This window comes from Paraburkholderia sp. LEh10, assembly GCF_017814945.1.
GTDB lineage: Bacteria > Pseudomonadota > Gammaproteobacteria > Burkholderiales > Burkholderiaceae > Paraburkholderia.
Genome location: NZ_JAGIPX010000009.1, coordinates 18,492 through 35,677, shown reverse-complemented (window position 1 = coordinate 35,677; position 17,186 = coordinate 18,492). Strand labels below are relative to the sequence as shown.

General features: G+C 64.1%; 19 protein-coding genes. 9 read left to right on the top strand and 10 right to left on the bottom strand.

Going from position 1 to position 17,186, the window contains the following annotated elements; translation table 11 throughout:
- Window positions 1-68: 68 nt before the first annotated feature.
- Window positions 69-1,661 carry an MFS transporter gene (locus J8I87_RS09805; RefSeq protein ID WP_209931261.1) on the bottom strand — a complete coding sequence of 531 codons (1,593 nt, stop codon included), beginning with the start codon at window positions 1,659-1,661 and terminating at the stop codon, window positions 69-71.
- A 463-nt stretch (window positions 1,662-2,124) separates the two neighbouring features.
- Here J8I87_RS09805 and J8I87_RS09800 point away from each other — a divergent pair, with 463 nt between their 5' ends.
- Complete coding sequence (locus tag J8I87_RS09800; RefSeq protein ID WP_209931260.1) at window positions 2,125-3,249, top strand: FUSC family protein; 1,125 nt, start codon at window positions 2,125-2,127, stop codon at window positions 3,247-3,249.
- Between the two features lie 238 nt (window positions 3,250-3,487).
- Here J8I87_RS09800 and J8I87_RS09795 read toward each other — a convergent pair whose 3' ends face one another.
- Window positions 3,488-4,438 carry a LysR family transcriptional regulator gene (locus J8I87_RS09795; RefSeq protein ID WP_209931259.1) on the bottom strand — a complete coding sequence of 317 codons (951 nt, stop codon included), beginning with the start codon at window positions 4,436-4,438 and terminating at the stop codon, window positions 3,488-3,490.
- 351 nt (window positions 4,439-4,789) lie between these two features.
- Here J8I87_RS09795 and J8I87_RS09790 point away from each other — a divergent pair, with 351 nt between their 5' ends.
- Window positions 4,790-5,980 (top strand): TIGR03118 family protein, encoded by a 1,191-nt coding sequence (locus J8I87_RS09790; RefSeq protein WP_209931258.1) that lies wholly within the window; start codon window positions 4,790-4,792, stop codon window positions 5,978-5,980.
- 121 nt (window positions 5,981-6,101) lie between these two features.
- Here J8I87_RS09790 and J8I87_RS09785 read toward each other — a convergent pair whose 3' ends face one another.
- Window positions 6,102-7,577, bottom strand: a complete 1,476-nt coding sequence (locus J8I87_RS09785; protein ID WP_209931257.1) for an RNA polymerase factor sigma-54 — start codon at window positions 7,575-7,577, stop codon at window positions 6,102-6,104.
- Window positions 7,578-8,076: 499 nt separating this feature from the next.
- Here J8I87_RS09785 and J8I87_RS09780 point away from each other — a divergent pair, with 499 nt between their 5' ends.
- Window positions 8,077-8,415 carry a BON domain-containing protein gene (locus tag J8I87_RS09780; RefSeq protein ID WP_209931256.1) on the top strand — a complete coding sequence of 113 codons (339 nt, stop codon included), beginning with the start codon at window positions 8,077-8,079 and terminating at the stop codon, window positions 8,413-8,415.
- A gap of 126 nt (window positions 8,416-8,541) precedes the next feature.
- On the opposite strand, the gene J8I87_RS09775 is transcribed toward J8I87_RS09780, so the two are convergent.
- From J8I87_RS09775 to J8I87_RS09760, 4 genes are all read right to left on the bottom strand, one after another.
- On the bottom strand, window positions 8,542-8,994 hold the full coding sequence (locus J8I87_RS09775) for a PA2169 family four-helix-bundle protein (protein WP_209931255.1): 453 nt from the start codon (window positions 8,992-8,994) through the stop codon (window positions 8,542-8,544).
- A gap of 241 nt (window positions 8,995-9,235) precedes the next feature.
- Window positions 9,236-9,538, bottom strand: a complete 303-nt coding sequence (locus J8I87_RS09770; protein ID WP_409518739.1) for a DUF1488 domain-containing protein — start codon at window positions 9,536-9,538, stop codon at window positions 9,236-9,238.
- A gap of 50 nt (window positions 9,539-9,588) precedes the next feature.
- Window positions 9,589-10,119, bottom strand: a complete 531-nt coding sequence (locus J8I87_RS09765; RefSeq protein WP_209931253.1) for a DUF4142 domain-containing protein — start codon at window positions 10,117-10,119, stop codon at window positions 9,589-9,591.
- Between the two features lie 29 nt (window positions 10,120-10,148).
- On the bottom strand, window positions 10,149-10,700 hold the full coding sequence (locus J8I87_RS09760) for a type 1 glutamine amidotransferase domain-containing protein (RefSeq protein WP_209931252.1): 552 nt from the start codon (window positions 10,698-10,700) through the stop codon (window positions 10,149-10,151).
- Window positions 10,701-10,947: 247 nt separating this feature from the next.
- Between J8I87_RS09760 and J8I87_RS09755 the strand changes: the two genes are divergently transcribed.
- On the top strand, window positions 10,948-12,156 hold the full coding sequence (locus J8I87_RS09755) for a DNA topoisomerase IB (RefSeq protein WP_209931251.1): 1,209 nt from the start codon (window positions 10,948-10,950) through the stop codon (window positions 12,154-12,156).
- A 57-nt stretch (window positions 12,157-12,213) separates the two neighbouring features.
- Here the strand turns inward: J8I87_RS09755 and J8I87_RS09750 are convergent, their stop codons facing one another.
- From J8I87_RS09750 to J8I87_RS09740, 3 genes are all read right to left on the bottom strand, one after another.
- Window positions 12,214-12,510, bottom strand: coding sequence for a hypothetical protein (locus J8I87_RS09750; RefSeq protein ID WP_209931250.1), 297 nt, complete (start codon window positions 12,508-12,510; stop codon window positions 12,214-12,216).
- Window positions 12,511-12,766: 256 nt separating this feature from the next.
- Window positions 12,767-12,949: a hypothetical protein gene (locus tag J8I87_RS09745; protein WP_209931249.1), complete on the bottom strand. Its 183-nt coding sequence runs from the start codon at window positions 12,947-12,949 to the stop codon at window positions 12,767-12,769.
- Window positions 12,950-13,006: 57 nt separating this feature from the next.
- Entirely contained in the window at window positions 13,007-13,291 is a 285-nt protein-coding gene (locus tag J8I87_RS09740; protein ID WP_209931248.1) for a hypothetical protein, read from the bottom strand.
- Between the two features lie 364 nt (window positions 13,292-13,655).
- Here J8I87_RS09740 and J8I87_RS09735 point away from each other — a divergent pair, with 364 nt between their 5' ends.
- The 5 genes from J8I87_RS09735 to J8I87_RS09715 all read left to right on the top strand — a co-directional run bounded on the left by J8I87_RS09735 (window position 13,656) and on the right by J8I87_RS09715 (window position 17,146).
- Entirely contained in the window at window positions 13,656-14,330 is a 675-nt protein-coding gene (locus J8I87_RS09735) for an HAD family hydrolase (protein ID WP_209931247.1), read from the top strand.
- Window positions 14,331-14,461: 131 nt separating this feature from the next.
- Window positions 14,462-14,599 (top strand): hypothetical protein, encoded by a 138-nt coding sequence (locus tag J8I87_RS09730; protein ID WP_209931246.1) that lies wholly within the window; start codon window positions 14,462-14,464, stop codon window positions 14,597-14,599.
- 124 nt (window positions 14,600-14,723) lie between these two features.
- Window positions 14,724-15,260: a PRC-barrel domain-containing protein gene (locus tag J8I87_RS09725; protein ID WP_209931245.1), complete on the top strand. Its 537-nt coding sequence runs from the start codon at window positions 14,724-14,726 to the stop codon at window positions 15,258-15,260.
- A gap of 55 nt (window positions 15,261-15,315) precedes the next feature.
- Window positions 15,316-15,756, top strand: a complete 441-nt coding sequence (locus tag J8I87_RS09720; RefSeq protein ID WP_209931401.1) for a DUF3175 domain-containing protein — start codon at window positions 15,316-15,318, stop codon at window positions 15,754-15,756.
- A gap of 37 nt (window positions 15,757-15,793) precedes the next feature.
- Complete coding sequence (locus J8I87_RS09715) at window positions 15,794-17,146, top strand: cation:proton antiporter (protein ID WP_209931244.1); 1,353 nt, start codon at window positions 15,794-15,796, stop codon at window positions 17,144-17,146.
- Window positions 17,147-17,186 lie beyond the last annotated feature (40 nt).

Sequence of the window (17,186 nt, the reverse complement as noted above, 5' to 3'; positions counted from 1 at the left end):
GATCATAGCAAATCCGGCCCGCGGGAAGCGAACAAGCGAACCGGAAACAGCCAGACGCGGACGGGACCTCAGGTGCCGCGCACTTCCGGCTCCGCATAGGTGACCTGCACGGCGGGCACGAACCACGCGAGACATAGCCCTATCAACGCAGCCAGCGCGGCGACGGCAAGCCCGATATGAATCGACACGACGAGCGCTTCGCGCGCCATGTGCATCATCGGGTCGCTGGAATGACCGGCCGCCACCAGCCGCTCGATCAGCGCCGATTGCTCCGCGCGATCGACGAGCAGTTCCGGGCTCGCAAACGACTTGAACCATTGCGTCGCCTGATACGAATCGAGCGAACGGTTCACGCCCTGCGTATACAAATGCCCGAGCAGCGCGCCCGTGATCGCCGTGCCCAGCATCCCGCCGAAAATGCGCAGCGATTGCAGCAGCGCCGTCACGGCGCCGAGATGATCGCGCGCGACGATCTGCTGCGAGCAGATGGTCAGATTCGTCGCGACGAGGCCGAGCCCCAATCCGCTCACGCCCATGCACGACATCCACACGGCATGCGGCTCGTTGCCCTTGAGCGCGACGAGCGCGAGACAACCGATAACGAACAGCGCAAAGCCGATATACATGAGCCCGTTCGCGCGGCGAATCCGGGTGACGATGCGGTTGTTCAGCACGCTGCCGACCGTCGTGCCCAACAGCAGCGGCGTGATCAGCATGCCGGAGTCGTGCGGCGACATCGCATAGCCGCCCTGGAACAGCAGTGGCACGTAGAACACCATCGAAAAGAGCGCGAAGCCGCCGAGCACCGACATCGCGAACAGCGGTGCGAGCCTGCGGTCGAGCAGCACGTCGACGGGCACGACGGGATAGCCCATGCGCTTCTCCCAGAAGTACAGCGTCAGCGCGCAAACGGTCGTGATCGAGAAGAGCAGGATCGTCGTGCCGCTGATGCCTTCACGCGGCAGCAATTCGATCAGCAGTTGCAGCGCGCCGAACGTCACCGCGACGACGAACGCGCCGAGCCAGTCGAGCTGGATCGGACCGCTCGCTTTCATATGACGCAGCTTCGGCACGAACATCTGCACAAAGATCAGCGACACGACGCCGACGGGCACGTTGACGAAGAACACGAGCCGCCAGCCCTGCATCTGCGTGAGCATGCCGCCAAGCGTCGGCCCGACGATGTTCGCGACGCCGAACGACGACGTGACGAACACGAGCCAGCGCAGGCGCAGCTTCGGATCGGGGAACAGGTCGGCGACCGTCGCGAACACCGTGCCGATCAGAATGCCGCCGCCAATGCCCTGCAGACCGCGTGCGGCCACGAGAAATATCATGTTGGTCGCGAGCCCGCACAGCACCGACGCGAGCGTGAACAGCAGGATCGCCGCGAGCAGGAACGGCTTGCGGCCGAACAGGTCGCCGAGCCGCCCGAAGATCGGAATGGTGATGACGGACGCGAGCATGTACGAGGTCGCGACCCACGCGTAGAAGTCAAAGCCCTTCAGGTCCGCGACGATGCGCGGCAGCGCCGTCCCGACGATCGTCTGATCCAGCGCGACGAGCATCGTGACGAACGCGATGCCGAGCATGGCGAGCAGCGATTCGCGAAACGGCAGCAACTGCCGGCCAGGATCATGCGCGTCGATGGCGTACATCATGGCGTGCTCCACCGAAAATGCGTCCGCGCCTGTCGCGGACACCCAACCAGACGAGTGACTCTTGGAGAGTGGTACTCGCGTCCGAAAATAGCAAGGCCGTTGCGCCGCCCTGCCCGCGCAAGCACTTGCGCAGCAAGCTATATACGCATGCCAGAGCCGTCTGGAGCGCAATCGTCGTCAGGAACCGTTGTATTTCTGCGGCTGTCGCGGACCAAAGCAGGCGCATGGCGGATGCGCGGCGCGGCTTTGGGCTTCGCGGCGGCCCGCAAGCCGTGCTCGCGGCGACGCGTGCGGCCGGGCATTGGACGGCTCGTCTTTCTCGGGCGGTAACGCCATGCCGGACAGCGGCGCGATGCCCTCCGCGGCGGCCGGCCGATCAACACACGAAAGCGGGCCAGCACCTGCATCAACGGCATCTGTGGCCTAACATCCGGTGTGTCGCCATCCACCCGTGATGCACGCCATGGAACCGTCCACCAATCCCGCCGATCGCGAGCCGCCCGCCGACACGACGCGTCGCGAAAGTGCCGCCCGGCAGCCGATGGCCGCCGTCAGCGCGTGGCTTGCGCGCGTCGATCCCGGCACGCACCGCCGCATCAAGGGGCTGCGCCTCGTGACGGCGTACGGCCTTGCCGCGGCCCTCGGCACGCTGCAGGACGTCACGCACGGTCTGCCGCGCAACGTGTCCGTCGGCTTGATCGCTGCCGGCTTCGCGCTTTGGGCGAGCGTGTCGGAGGCGCGCACGACACGCCCCGAATCCAGCCGCGACCTCGCGCTGCTCTGCACGGCGGCCGCCTTCGGCGCGGCAACGTACGTGTGCTTCGCGCAACCGTTGCACGGGCTGGGCCACGCCGGTCCCGAACTGATCCTCGTCACGGGCGCGTTCGTCGTCGGCTATCTGAAGCGTTTCGGCGTGCTCGGCGCGGGGCTCGGCTCGCAGATCTATATCGGTCAACTGATGGCCTACACGGCAGGGCTGGTCGTCGCCGATCTGCCCGCCATCGCGGTTGCCGGGCTGATCGCGATGCTCGCGTCGATCGTGCCGCGGCTGCTGAGCGGCCCGGCCGAGCGGCCTGCCGTCGTCGCCGCGCTTTCGCCGGGGCCGCCGCGCGTGCCGGGACGCCCTTCGCCGGAATTCGTGATGGGACTCCAGGCCGCGAGCAGCGCGCTCGTCGTGGTCGCGTTGAACGCATGGCTCGGCATCGAGGAATCGGCGTGGGCGATCACGGCCAGCACCTACGTCGTGGCCGGTTCCGCGACGGGCACTGTCGAGCGCGTGCGGCGCCGGATCATCGGCACACTTTTCGGCGTGCCGCTCGGGCTCGCCTGCCTGCCCGTCGCGGAGCACGCACCGCTGCTGATCTGGCTGGCCGCCGCGCTCGCGATGATCGTCTATTCGATGGCGCTGCCCGAACGATATGACATCGCGTGCGGCGCCTTCGCGTTCACGCTGATCGTCACGCTCGCGGTGAGCGGCGTGCATTCCGTTCCGCTGCTCGCGGCGCGCGCGTGGGAGACGCTGATCGGCGGCGTGCTCGGGCTGCTGGCGGCGATGTTCATCTTTCCACTGCGCGCGCGCAGCGAGTGAGGCGGCCGCATTCTCTGCCGTTTTGGCCGTGCATGCCGCGATAGGCGGTGCCCGGCTGCCCGATGATGCGCAGCCTCAAGTCATGACTTGCGGGCCGCGCCGCTTGCGCGTGGGCGGCTCAGGCGCGGTCTCGCTTTACAAGCGCGATAACAGGCGCGACAACAGGCGCGCTAATGGGCCCGCTGATGGGCCCGCTAACAGGCCTAATGGCCCGCTAATGGGCCCGCTAACAGGCGCGTTAGCGGGCGCGACGCCGGGCAGTGGCCGCAGGCGCCGCTCGTGCGCGCACGTGGGCGGCATCGTACGACGTGCCGAGCACGTGCTCGACGAATTGCACGAAAGCCCTCGCCTTTGCGCTCGCCATGCGGCCCGTCGGGAACACGGCCCACAGATCGACGGGCGGCAGCGACCATTCTTTCAGCACGGCCTTCACCTCGCCGCTCGCGAGCTCGGGCGCGAACATCCATTCCGACGCGACGGCCACGCCCATGCCCGCGAGCACCGCGGCGCGCACGCCTTCGGCCGCCGACACGCGCATCCTGCCCGACACGGCGACAGCCGTCTCGGAGCTTCCGCGACGAAACGACCATCCGCTGCCGCCGCCGCGCTGGTCGTAAATGATCGCCTCGTGCTCCAAAAGATCGGCGGGCGTTTTCGGCGTGCCGTGCGCGCCGAAATAAGCGGGCGTGCCGAGCACGAACCTGCCGCTCTGCGCGATCTTGCGCGCCGTCATGCTCGAATCGCCGAGCGTGCCCATGCGCAGCGCGACATCGATGCCGGCTTCGAGCAGATCGATGTTGCGATCGTCGAGGATCACGTCGACGTTCAGATCGGGATGCGCGTCGAGAAACTCGCGCATCCTCGGGATCAGGTTGATCCGCGCGAACGTCACGGCGGCGCAGACACGCAGGCGTCCTGAAAGCCCCGCCGCTGAACCGCGCGCGGCGAGTTCGGCTTCGTCGGCTTCTTCGATCGCGCGCCGCGCGCGCTCATAGAACTGCTGCCCGGCTTCCGTCGGCGTGAGGCCGCGCGTCGAACGGATCAAAAGACGCACGCCGAGCCGATCCTCGAGCTGGGCAATCGACTTCGATACGGCGGGTTGTCCGACGTCGAGCCGACGCGCGCCTGCGGAAAACGAGCCGGCTTCGACTACGGCGACGAAGGTTTCCATCGCGCTCAGGCGGTCCATAATCTTTAAAAGGTTATTCCCAAGGAGAATGGATCATAGCGCGTGGAAGCAAACTCCGCAGATCGAATCGCGAAAATATCTCTGCGAAAATGCATTACTCGCAGGAAAATGACGCATTCCATCACGGAATTCGTGATGCCGCGCCTGTTTCATCGCGCTCGAAGACACATCGTCGAGAAACGTGCGACTCAGGCAGTGGAATATTCCACCCACTCATTCGTTACCGAACAATCCGCTCACCATCAAATTAATGTCGACGCGATAGTACAAACCCATCCCCAAGGAATAAATTGCATCCGTACCTCGTTCAATGACCGATACGGCCTTTTGGACGGAGCAAGGAGGGCGGTTATGAAGTCTCTACTCGAGGTATTCGGCATCGCAGCCTCTAGCGCGGCTTTGGCAGCCACGCTCGTTTCATGTGGCGGCGGGTCCGGATCGAACAACACGGGCATGCCTGTGCAGTCCACGTTCACGGCCTCTGCGCTGGTCTCGGATGGCGTGATCGCTGCCCCGCACACCGATCCGAATCTGAAGAACGGATGGGGTGTCGCCTTCAATCCGAAAGGCTTCGCGTGGGTCGCCGACAATGGCACCAATCGCGCGACGCTCTATGACGGCAACGGCGTGCCGCAATCTCTGGTCGTCACGATTCCCGACGGCAAGAACGGCACGGCGTCACCGACGGGCATCGTGTTCAACGGCACCTCGAGCTTCACCGTCACGCAGAACGCCAAATCGGGCGTGGCCGCATTCATCTTCGCGGGCGAAGGCGGCACGATCACCGCGTGGGCGCCAGCCGTCGGCCCAACCAATGCATTCACGATGTATGACGACGGCACGGGCGGCGCCGTGTACAAAGGACTCGCGCTCGCCGCGAACAACGGCAACAATTTCCTCTACGCGACCGACTTTCATAACAACAAGATCGATGTGTTCGACACGAACTTCGCGAAGGTCACGATGCCGGGCGGCTTCAAGGACCCCGCGATTCCAGCCGGCTTCGCGCCGTTCGGCATCCAGGCGATCGGCTCGAATCTGTTCGTCACCTACGCGAAGCAGGACGCGGACGCGCATGACGACGTCGCGGGCGCAGGGCTCGGCATGGTGGACGTATATGACACAGCGGGCAATCTTAAGCAGCACTTCGCAACGGGAGGTCCTCTGAATGCGCCGTGGGGCATTGCGCAGGCACCGGGCAGTTTCGGCTCGTTCGGCGGCGCTGTCCTGATCGGCAATTTCGGCGACGGCACGATCAACGCATTCAACGGTGTCAACGGCAGTTCACTCGGCTCGCTCAAATCGTCGAACGGCAACGCGATCGTCGAGCCCGGCTTGTGGGGCATTGCCTTCGGCAACAACCTCGACAACCAGCCTTCGAACACGCTGTTCTTTGCAGCGGGACCCAATGACGAAGACGACGGCGTCTATGGAAGAATCGACCTGAACCCGGCGTCGTCCTCGGGCACGAGCACGGGATCGACGGGCACGAGCACGGGATCTGGCACGAGTTCCACGGGAGGGTCAAGCATCGGCATGTAGGCGCGGGCTCTTATGCCGCGAATAAACGAAACGGCCGCTCTTGCGAGAGCGGCCGTGCTGCATGCATGTTACGCCAAACCTGCGCCAAATCCGCGCCGAACCTGCGCCAGTCGAACCAGCGTCAAACCTGCCGTCGCAACTCCGCAGGCGGAACCTTCATCAAATGCCGATACTTCGCGACCGTGCGTCGCGCGACGAGCACGCCCTGGTCCGCCAGCATCTTCGCGAGTGCGACGTCCGACAGCGGATCATGCGTATTTTCCGCGGCAATCATCTCTTTCAGGAGCGCGCGCACGGCAGCGGCCGAACATGTCCCGCCGCTTTCGGTGCCGAGTTCGCGCGGGAAAAAGTGCTTGAATTCGAAAATGCCGCGCGGCGTCGCCATGTACTTGTTGCCGGTCGCGCGCGATATCGTCGATTCGTGCAGGCCAAGTTCTTCCGCGACATCGCGCAGCACGAGCGGCTTCAACGCTATTTCGCCGTACTGGAAGAACGGCTTCTGATGCGCGACGATGCATTCGGCCACGCGCTGGATCGTCTCGAAACGCTGCTGTGCATTGCGGATCAGCCAGCGGGCTTCCTGTAGCTGCTGCGCGAGCGGCGAACGGCTCGCACCCGCCGACTGCGCGAACAGCTCCGCGTACATGCGATGAATCCGCGCGCGCGGAAGCACGGCGGGATTGACGGTCACGACCCACTTGTTGCGCACGTTGCGCACGATCACGTCGGGGACGATGTAGTTGTCGTCGGCGCGGCCATACGAATTGCCGGGCTTCGGATCGAGCTTGCGCACGAGCGCGCAGGCAATGCGCAATTCCTCCGCATCGCAGCCGATCTGCTTTTGCAATTCCGCGTGCTCACGCCGTGCGAGCTTGTCGAGATGATGTTCGACCACCTTCCTGGCGACATGGCGGCCCGGCGTATCGGCGGGCAATGCATCGAGTTGCAGCGACAGGCACTCGGACAACGAGCGCGCCGCAAGTCCGGGCCGGTCCAATGTCTGCACGAGGCGCAGCGCGACGAGCAATTCGTCTTCCGTCAATGCGGGCTCGAGCTCGACCACGTTCGTGAGATCAGCGAGGTCCTGGCGCAGGTAGCCGTCGTCATCGAGCGCTTCGATCACGATACGCGCCACTTCGCGATCGCGTTCGTCGAGCCGGTAAAGACGTAGCGCATCATGCAACTGTTCATGCAGGGTCGGTTGCACGCGTGCCCATTCCGTGGGATCGCTGGCCTCGGAGTCGCCGTTGTAGCGTGATGGCCCACGGCCATATGCGTCGCCCGCGAAGTCGCCGCCGCCGTCATCCGGCGAGGCGCTGCTCTCCACTGACGATTCCGCCGGCGAGCCTTCGAGCGCGGCATCGCGTTCGGCGGCGGGCAGCGATTCACCATCGGGACCCGTGCCGTCCGGCGTCTTGCCCGCCGACAGCTCCTCGGAAGCGGATGGGTCGTATTCAAGGAAAGGGTTGGTGTCGAGTGCGTTGCGCAGTTCCTGCTGGAATTCCAGCGACGACAGTTGAAGCAGGCGCACGGACTGCTGCAGACGCGGCGTGAGCGCGAAGGTCTGCTTCGCGCGTAGTTCGATTGAAGGCGGCATACAGACTCGTTCCTGTGAATGTTCGACAAAACCTGCTGCGTTGCGATTGAGCACGCAACTGTCGTACCACTTTGCGCAACTTGCTGTTTTGATTCGGCTTTGTCCTCTTCTGTTGCATGCGCGATGCCCGATACGCGCGGCGAATTTACAAACGCTCTGAAATTCGAACCGAATCAGCACGCATCGATTGCAATGCGGCCTTTTGCGTCCACGGCGACATTGCACACGCGCAGCGTCGCCCGCACACGCCGTCGCCACGAAGAAGCGCCGGCGTCCGGCGTGTCGATGGGCATGACGCTTGCTGGAGGCCTCACAGGGATGCGCGCCTTCACATCTGATCCGATCGGACAGACGTGGCGCGCCCCGTGTCGGCGACGGACCAGACGGAACCGCGGCGGCAGTGGTCTTTGGTCTGGTCATCGGCGGCATGGGCCGCGATCGATCGCACGGACGACAGGACCGCATCCCTTGATCGCTTATCAACCGGGAAGGAGAAACCATGAAAACCATCCAGTTCCTCAAGGCCGCAGGCAGCATCGCGTGCGTTGCATTCGCACTGAACGCCACCGCGCAGACGACGGCATCCGCGCCGCGCGCGACTTCGGAATCCATCGGCCAGCATTTCGACGACGGCACCGTGACCACCAAGGTCAAGGCCGAGTTGCTCGGCGCGAAGAACGTGAAGTCCACGCACATTCACGTCAAGACCGTCAAGGGTATCGTGTGGCTGACGGGCTCCGTGCCGTCGGCTGACGACAAGACGGCTGCACAAGATGTCGTGGAGAACGTGTCCGGCGTGAAGGGCGTGAAGAACCATCTGAAGATCGCGGCTGACTAAGCCGCTCTTCTCGCATTCTCCAATTGGACCTTTGACCGGACACGAAAGAAAGGCCGCCCTTGGACAGGCGGCCTGCTTACGATCTGCTGCCTCGATGCCCTTTTGCGCTGCGCTTGCCGCGCGCGCTCAGGTCTTCATCGCGGCGTATTGATCCCGCATCGCGCGAATGCGGTCGTGATTCTGTAGCACGCCCTGATACAGCCGCTCGACCACGGCCCGGACATCGGCGGGCAACTCTTTTTCGAGCGCGTCGAGAAAGTGCCTTTGCGCAGCGTCTTCGCCCTTTTCGCAATCGGAGAGAATCGCGTAATCCGCGCGGCTGCCAACGGCTAACTTTACCTCCAGCCATCCGCGATGTAATGCACCCGCCATGCTGCCTCCGCTCTCGGGCTTCCCGCCAAGCGACAGCACGAGGTCCTGCAGTTCTCGCGCACCCTGCGTGCAATGCTCCGCGGTCTCGAGCAACGCCTCCTTCACGCTTGCATGCTGCGCGGCGTCGGCCGCTTTCATGAAGCCTCGCTCGCCGTCCTTCGAGATTTCGATCAGATCGTTCAGCACCGCAATCACATTCGTCGTCATATGTTCGCTCCCCTTCAGTGGTGCATCGGATACGTGCCCCATTGCACTTGTCATGCCTGCACGCGCGACATCGCGAAGCATTCCATCGACACGCTGGACAAATCGATCGAATGCAACAGCGCCTCGCGCGCAAGCAGGCTTTGGGTTTGAGCTTGCCTCATCACGCGGCGGTTGCCAAAACCGGCCGCCGCATTTTCGTTCTTGTTTTACGGCATCGATCGCGCGGGACGCGATGCTCCAATCACGACTTGACGCCGCGATCCGGCTCCATCCCTTCGACACGGAACAGGCCGCTGTGCAGAATCACACTTTCGCCGCCGTTCAGATCGAGCGCTTCCGCGCACACCGATCGAATGCGCGCGCGTCCGCGCTCATAAGCGCGGATCAACACGTCTTCGAGTGGAGAGTCGGCGCCGAAGTGATCTTCGAGCGCCTCGGCCGTGATCGCACAAACGACGATCTTGCCGTCGACGCACGCGGCAAAGCGCACGGTCAGGCTCGACCCGTCGAATGCGGGAGCATCATCGGGAAATGTGATGTGCATGAGAGAGTCCTCGTACGCCGCGCGCGGGATGAACATGGCAACCACCCCATTCATGATGCAGCCTTGTGTGCGTTGGCGAGTTGCTGAGCCATCGCCAGATGGTGACGGATAACGGGCAGCGCGCGCGTTGCCGCGCCCTTTAGTTGCGGATCGTTGCCGCTTTCGCTTTCCTTCTGGAACAGCTCGACGGCTTTCTCGTGGCCCCCCACCGCGACCTGCTCGATGTAGGCCTTGTCGAAGTCATCTCCCTTCAGTCCCTGGAGCTTGCCGACCAGCGCCGAATCGGCGCCCGGCGACGTCCCAAGGCCCTTTGCCGTCGCGACGACATCGAGGCTGCGTGCAAGCTTCGTGTGATCCGCGATCATCTGCTGCGCGAACTTCTTTACTTGCGGATTGGAGGAGTTCGCCAGCGCGAGCTTGCTCGCCGCGATCTCCGTTGCGCCTGCCTGCGAGGCGTCCTGCATGAACTGCTGGTCGCCCGGCGACAGCTTCTCGTCTGCATTGGCGATCACGGATGTCACGGAGCCGAGCGCGAGCACGGCAGGCAATACAATGGCTCGAACGAATAGGCGAATAGTCATGCGTCTCTCCGATGATGCGCCGCGCGCATTCATGCCGCCTTCTTCTTCGACAGTTGCGCAATCAGCGTTTTGTTGAACGCGGGAATATCATCAGGCTTGCGGCTCGTGATGAAATTGCCGTCCTCGACCACTTCCTTGTCGACCCACGTGCCGCCCGCATTGCGGATGTCGTCCTGCAGGCTCGGCCAGCTCGTGACCGTGCGCCCCTTGATCAGCCCCGCCGACACAGGCAGCCACGTGCCGTGGCAAATCACGGCAATCGGCTTCTTCGCCTGATCAGCCGCTTTGACGAACGCCTGCGCCTGCGGCACCAGACGCAGCGCGTCGCCGTTCACCACACCCCCTGGCAAGACCACGGCGTCGTAGTCGTCGGGCATGGCCTTGTCGAACGTCGTATCGACATCGACGCTATCGCCCTTGTCCACATGCCTGAAACCCTGAATCTTCCCGGCTCTGGAAGAAATTACGTGTACGGTCGCGCCTGCTTCCGTGAGCGCCCGGCGCGGCTCGATCAATTCGGCCTGCTCGAAGCCGTCGACGGCGAGTACTGCAACCTTGCATCCAGCGAGTGTGTTAGCCATGAGTCCTTCCTCCTTCGCTTTATCTGCCGTGGGTGCTATGGGTGAAATACTTTGGTGGAATTCATTTCGCCGGGCCCGTCCTGCAATGCCCGCGTTCGTGCACAAGTCGAGCAAGTTCGGTGCCCAACTCCTACGAACGTGTACGAGCGGGTATGAGCGCGCGATCGAGATCGTGTGCGGCGCATACGAATCCGGGCATTGCTATTGCAGCGGCCTACGGCGTAATGCAATGGGACGGTAGCTTCGAATGAAAACGATGACGCGCCGCGCGCTCGATGCGATTGCAGAAGAACTGCCTGCCGCCATGCCTGCCGGCTTGCGGCACGCGGATGACACACGGCCGGGCTTCACGCGCCGCAAGCTCAAGCACGGGTTCGCCTATTTCGATCTCGACGGCAAGCGTATCGAGGACGCAGCACAGATTGCGCGCATCAATGCACTCGCAATTCCGCCCGCGTATTGCGACGTATGGATCTGCCCCGACCCGCGCGGCCACATCCAGGCGACGGGACGCGATGCGCGCGGCCGCAAGCAGTATCGCTATCATCCGCAATGGCGCGAAACGCGCGACGCCGACAAGTTCGGCCGCATGGCGGCATTCGGGCGCGCACTGCCGAAGATACGCGCGCGCGTCGCACGCGATCTCGCGCGCGAAGGCATGCCGCGCGAAAAGGTGATCGCGGCCGTCGTGCATCTGCTCGATACGACGCTGATCCGCATCGGCAGCGTCGAGTACGCGCGTGAAAACCAGTCGTATGGACTGACGACGCTGCGCAAAAAGCACGTAAAGATTCGCGCCGGCGAAGTGCGCTTCCGGTTCGCGGGCAAAGGCGGCATCGAGCATGACGTAACTGTCGACAACCCGCGCGTGAAGCGCATCGTGCGCAGGTGCGCGGAACTGCCGGGCCACGATCTCTTTCAGTACATCGGCGAAGACGGTGCGCGCCATACGGTCGGCTCAGCCGACATCAACGAATATCTGCGCGCCGCGGGCAATGCGGACTTTACGGCGAAGGATTACCGGACATGGGCAGGCAGCGTGTTTGCGTTGGCCGCGCTGCGTCAACAGGTGTGCGAAAGCGCGGAGCACGCGCGCCGGCATGTGGTCGCGACCGTCAAGGATGTCGCAAGCCTGCTGCGCAATACGCCCGCCGTCTGCAGGCGCTGCTATATCCATCCGGAAGTGATTGCTGCTTTCGAGGCGGGTGAACTGCAAGGCCTGACCAGGCAGCGCGCGAAGCGCTACATGAAGACCGACGAGGCCGCGTTTGCCGCGTTGCTCGCGCAGATCGAATCACGCGCACGGCGCGTGCGCCGCGACGCTCGCCAAGGCCCCGCCGCATCGGCGTCGGCATCGGGCGGTGTCGACAGCGAAAGACTGGCAACGCTGCTCAAGAAATCCAGCGCGCTGCGCAAGCAGGCGAACGCCCGAAAGCGCACGGCCGCCGGAGAATGAAACATGCGGACCCAGGCGAATGGTCGCACGCGCATGGCTCCCCTGATGGCTTGCGCATCATTGCTCTTCATACGCCGCCATGACGAGCCACATGTCGCGTTCGTCGTTGTGAATCTGCGCGGCCAATGCGTACGCATCGTTTGGCCCGCACGTGCTCACGAGCGCACGCTGCGCGACTTCTGCATCGTCGAACACGCGGTCTGCGGCGAGAGGCCGCACTTCGCGCTTGCCTTCGAACATCCGCTGGCTCGCGCGATACACGAGCGGCTGCTGTTTCCACGTGTCGAAGCAGTCCTTCACATGCTGGAAATCGCCGCCGCAGATGTTGCTCTGAAAATGAATTCTGGGTTTCATCACATCACCTCCACACGGTACGCGTGGACGTCGCGGCGGTCCATCAAAGGGGCCGCGCAACGCTGGATCGCACCACGGATGCAAAGACCGAAGCATTCCCGTCCGCGATGCGGACCGCGTGCCGCAATTGTGCCGTGCTGTTCAAGTCCTTGATGAAGCAGCACGGCGTCGAATCGATTGGCTCATAGGCATCTGGCGGCGCTTGGCTGGGTTGCTCATTGCCATTCGCGATCCAGACGCCAACCCCGGGACCGCGTTACTGGCTCGCGCCCGATGCCGCCGCGGCGCCGCTCGCACCCATGGTGGCGGCCGCCGGGGCGCTGCCAGCCGTCGCGCCCGTGTCGGCAGTGCTGTTGTCAGCCTTCTTGCAGGCCGCGCCCAGCGACATCGACACGACGGCCAGCGCGAGCAATGCGTGTTTCCAGGTTGGCTTTGTCATCTTTCCTCCCATCTTCGTTGCAGGTCCGGCTCGAAAGCGCCGGACAGGCTCATGAGGTCATTGCCCCTTCGTATCGCTGCTGGCGTCGGCACCCGGCATGTTCGTCGTATCGGTAGCGGGCTTCGTGTGCGACTTCGACGACTTGTGGTGCATCTTCGACGACGCATGCGTGCTTGATGCAGCCATCCCTGCGCCCGTCTGATCGGACGAGCTCATGCCGGCGCCGTTGCCGCCACCTCCAGCCGCACCGCCGCCGCTGCTGCTGCCGCCGCCCGTCTGGGCATAGGCGCCACCCGTCAGCGCGAGCAATGCCGCTACGAACCATGCTTTGCGATTCTTCATGTGTATTCCTTGAGTGAATGAATGCGGCTGACGACCGCGCGAAGTTGCTGTCACGGTCGTTGGAGCAAGCGGTGTGCCCCTTGCAGCGCCGGTAATTGGTCGGACTACGGCATCGCATGCGCTTCCGAACCGTTTCCGGGCGGTCTTTCATTACGCGCGCGAATGGGCGCGCGCTTGAGGGCGTTTGATAGTTTGATAATTACAAAACACGTAAATCTTTCGTGCGATCTTTCGTGCAATCTTTTCGTGCAATAAATGGCGCAATATCGAAGCTGCGCCCCGCCTGCGCGGCTCGCGCGTACGGCATTGGCCGCGCAAGCGTTCGCCGCTGTTTCAACGACATTCAATCGAAGGAGAAAGCCCCATGCGTATTGCGACATCTTTTCTTTTCGACCTCGACGGCACGCTCGTCGATAGCGTGTATCAGCACGTGCTCGCATGGAAAGAAGCGTTGGACGAAGAAGGCATCGAGTTGTCGGTATGGCGCATCCATCGCAAGATCGGCATGAGCGGCGGTCTCTTCACGCATCAACTGCTGCGCGAAACAGGCGGCGACATGAGCGCGGAACGCGTCGAGCGCTTGCGGCGCGCTCATGCGCGCGCGTACAGGCAGCTGCACGCGAAAGTGCGGCCACTGCCAGGTGCGCAAGCGTTGCTCGCCGCACTGACGGAAAGCGGCACGCCCTGGGCGATCGCCACCAGCGGCCGCATGGAAACGGCCGCCGTCAATCTCGAAGCGCTTGGCGTCGATCCGTCTCAGTCCGTGGTCGTTACGCGCGACGACGTCAAATATGCAAAGCCCGATCCAGACCTGTTCGTTGCGGCGGCCCATCGGCTCAAGGTGCCGATCGAGCATGCCGTCGTCGTCGGCGACAGCATCTGGGACATGCTCGCCGCGCGCCGTTGCCGCGCGCTCGGCGTGGGCCTGCTATCGGGCGGCTACGGCCAGGAAGAGCTCGAACGCGCGGGCGCGCTGCGCGTGTATGAAGACCCATACGATCTGCTCGAACATCTCGACGAGATCGCGGCGCGCCCCTGATCGCGCCTGGCTTGCGGTTACAGTTGCGTGGCGTGCCCCGTGGCACGCCACGTGCAGCGCCTGTGTCATGGACATTCACGCATACGGCGGGAATACGCGCGAGGACGCCCCGCCGACACAGGAGCGACATCATGAAACCCGACGAAACCTCCAACGACACGCCCGTTGGGCACCCGCTCAACGCGCCGCGCGGTGAACCCGAGCCGCCCGATACGACGAAGGACCTGCCCGAGTTGCCGGACCCATCCGAAGTCGGCGAAGACGGTTGACCTGCTGACGCAGGGCCGCGGCTGGCCACGACACGCGCGCATCGTCGCGTCGAGCACTGCATCGGCGCGAGGAATGGCTGTTGCTCGAAGCCTCGTTATATGCACAAACCAACGGAGAACACTCATGACAATGCAGAAGCAGACAGCGGGTGCGGATATCGTCGGCGCGCGCAGCGGCAGGCCATCCGGCCCCGGCCCGTATGTGATGGCCGCGAATACGCTCGACGGCGACAGGGTGCTGAGCGCCGACGGCCAGGACATCGGCAAGATCAAGGACATCATGCTCGATGTGCGCTCGGGCCGCATCGCATATGCGGTGCTGTCGAGCGGCGGCTTTCTCGGTCTGGGCGACAAGCTGCTCGCGATTCCGTGGAGCGCGCTTACGCTCGACATCGACCGCCAGTGCTTCATGCTCGACATGCCGGGCGAAAGCGTGAAGAACGCACCGGGCTTCGACAAGGACCATTGGCCGTCGATGGCCGATCCGACATGGGCCACGTCGGTTCATCAGTACTACGGACGCGAGCCCTATTGGGGCACAAGCGGGAGCACAAGCGGGAGCACAGGCATGAGCAGCGGCGCGGGCACCGATGAATTCGGCGCTGGCGACATTACGCCAGGCTCGTCCGACGCGCCCGAGGCGGGTGGCGTCAAGCTGTAGCGACGCCCGGCTTCGCCCCGGCTGAACACAATCCTGTCCGCTCATGAGGACCATGATGACTACCAGCAAACGCAGCGGCACGTCACGCCCGTCAAAGGCACGCAAAACGGCCGCGCATTCATCGACGCGCACCAAAGGCGGCCGTCCGCCGCGCCAGCGCCATGCGCAGGCGAAAGCCGCGCATCACGCGAGCCGGGCGGGCGCCGCCCCGTCCAAAGACACCTCGAAGTACTGGTCGCATCACGTGATGGAAACCAGCGACGCAATGGACATCGAGAAGGACATCTTCAAGACAGGCAGCGCCGACGAAATCGCGCAATCGCTCAAGCGGTCGTCGACGCGCAGCAAGCGGCGCAAAGGCACGCCGTTCCAGTCCGCGATGTCGATGCTCAACTTCTACATCAACCGCGCGGGGCGCAATCTGCCGAAGACGCGCAAGAACACGCTACAGCAGGCCAAGCGCAAGCTGCGCGAGGCGTTCGGCCGCGCGCCCTGAAAACGCAGCCCGAGGCTCGTTTGCACGATAAAGGTTCATGCACGAAGAAACAGTATGGTGGTATCTGATCGTCGGCGGCGTTCTCATCTTCATGGGGGTCGCGGCGACGACCTTCAAGCGGCTGCCGCTGTCCGCCGCCATGCTTTATCTCGCGATCGGTTTTGCGCTCGGCCCTTCCGCTCTCGATCTGCTGCAACTCGACATCGCGCGCGACGCGCATATTCTGCGGCCCGTCACCGAAGTCGCATTGCTCGTGTCGCTGTTCGCGATCGGGCTGCGTCTGCGGCTGCCGCTCTTTGCGCCGCTGTGGGCGCTGCCGCTGCGGCTCGGCTTCGCCGCGATGCTGCTGACGATCCCGCTGCTCACGCTCGTCGGCGCGCTGCTGCTCGGTCTCGACTGGGGGCCGTCGCTGCTGCTCGCCGCGATACTCGCGCCCACCGATCCCGTGCTCGCTCATGACGTCCAGGTGCAGGATTCCGACGACGTCGATCTGCTGCGCTTCTCGCTCTCGGGCGAAGGCGGGCTGAACGACGGCATCGCGTTGCCGTTCGCGCTGCTCGGTCTCGCTCTTTGCGGGGCGGGCACGGCGGCGGGGCACGGCGCGCCGGGCTGGCGCTTCGCGCTCGAAGCGACAGCGGGAATCGCGGGCGGCCTTGCGATTGGCGGCGTGCTCGGCTGGATCACCACATGGTCGGTTGCGTGGCTGCGCACGCGGCACGCGCAGGCACTCGGGCTGGAAGGCTTCTTCGCGCTCGGCCTGATCGGCCTTTCGTATGGCGTGGCGCAACTGGCGCATTGCTATGGCTTTCTCGCCGTATTCGCGGCGGGCGTCGCGATGCGCCGCGTCGAACACAGGGCGAGCGGCGAGCGCTCGCCGCGCGAGACCATCGGCACCGTCGACTCCGAGGACGTCGTCGCGACAGCGGCCGACCCGCAAAAGGCTCACGCGTTCATGGCCGAGTCGGTGCTCGGCTTCACGATCGAACTCGAACGGATCGCGGAAGTCGCCGTCATGATGATCGTCGGCAACATGCTGGCCACGTCGGGCGCGTCGCTGTTCACCTGGCAAAGCGCGCTGCTGATCGTCGCGCTCTTTCTCGTGGTGAGGCCGCTGGCCGTCGAGGCATCGTTGCTCGGGTCGGATGCGTCGCATGCGCAGCGCAGGCTGATGAGCTGGTTCGGCATTCGCGGCATCGGTTCCTTCTACTACCTTGCCTTCGCGCTCGAAGCGACGCAGGGCCGTCACACGCAAGACGTCGTTGCGCTGATCCCGCTGACGCTCGCCGTCATCACGTCATCCGTCGTCGTGCATGGCATTACGGCAACGCCGCTGATGAACTGGTATCACGGGGTAAGGAAGCGCGATACCGAGGCCGAGGCGCACCGCTAGGCTTCCGTGGTGTTGCTGATTGCGTGCTGCGAACAATGCG

Coding starts and splice junctions, on each gene's coding strand:
- J8I87_RS09805 (WP_209931261.1), bottom strand. CDS start 1,661: ATGATGTACGCCATCGACGCGCATGATCCTGGCCGGCAGTTGCTGCCG.
- J8I87_RS09800 (WP_209931260.1), top strand. CDS start 2,125: ATGGAACCGTCCACCAATCCCGCCGATCGCGAGCCGCCCGCCGACACG.
- J8I87_RS09795 (WP_209931259.1), bottom strand. CDS start 4,438: ATGGACCGCCTGAGCGCGATGGAAACCTTCGTCGCCGTAGTCGAAGCC.
- J8I87_RS09790 (WP_209931258.1), top strand. CDS start 4,790: ATGAAGTCTCTACTCGAGGTATTCGGCATCGCAGCCTCTAGCGCGGCT.
- J8I87_RS09785 (WP_209931257.1), bottom strand. CDS start 7,577: ATGCCGCCTTCAATCGAACTACGCGCGAAGCAGACCTTCGCGCTCACG.
- J8I87_RS09780 (WP_209931256.1), top strand. CDS start 8,077: ATGAAAACCATCCAGTTCCTCAAGGCCGCAGGCAGCATCGCGTGCGTT.
- J8I87_RS09775 (WP_209931255.1), bottom strand. CDS start 8,994: ATGACGACGAATGTGATTGCGGTGCTGAACGATCTGATCGAAATCTCG.
- J8I87_RS09770 (WP_409518739.1), bottom strand. CDS start 9,538: ATGCACATCACATTTCCCGATGATGCTCCCGCATTCGACGGGTCGAGC.
- J8I87_RS09765 (WP_209931253.1), bottom strand. CDS start 10,119: ATGACTATTCGCCTATTCGTTCGAGCCATTGTATTGCCTGCCGTGCTC.
- J8I87_RS09760 (WP_209931252.1), bottom strand. CDS start 10,700: ATGGCTAACACACTCGCTGGATGCAAGGTTGCAGTACTCGCCGTCGAC.
- J8I87_RS09755 (WP_209931251.1), top strand. CDS start 10,948: ATGAAAACGATGACGCGCCGCGCGCTCGATGCGATTGCAGAAGAACTG.
- J8I87_RS09750 (WP_209931250.1), bottom strand. CDS start 12,510: ATGAAACCCAGAATTCATTTTCAGAGCAACATCTGCGGCGGCGATTTC.
- J8I87_RS09745 (WP_209931249.1), bottom strand. CDS start 12,949: ATGACAAAGCCAACCTGGAAACACGCATTGCTCGCGCTGGCCGTCGTG.
- J8I87_RS09740 (WP_209931248.1), bottom strand. CDS start 13,291: ATGAAGAATCGCAAAGCATGGTTCGTAGCGGCATTGCTCGCGCTGACG.
- J8I87_RS09735 (WP_209931247.1), top strand. CDS start 13,656: ATGCGTATTGCGACATCTTTTCTTTTCGACCTCGACGGCACGCTCGTC.
- J8I87_RS09730 (WP_209931246.1), top strand. CDS start 14,462: ATGAAACCCGACGAAACCTCCAACGACACGCCCGTTGGGCACCCGCTC.
- J8I87_RS09725 (WP_209931245.1), top strand. CDS start 14,724: ATGACAATGCAGAAGCAGACAGCGGGTGCGGATATCGTCGGCGCGCGC.
- J8I87_RS09720 (WP_209931401.1), top strand. CDS start 15,316: ATGACTACCAGCAAACGCAGCGGCACGTCACGCCCGTCAAAGGCACGC.
- J8I87_RS09715 (WP_209931244.1), top strand. CDS start 15,794: ATGCACGAAGAAACAGTATGGTGGTATCTGATCGTCGGCGGCGTTCTC.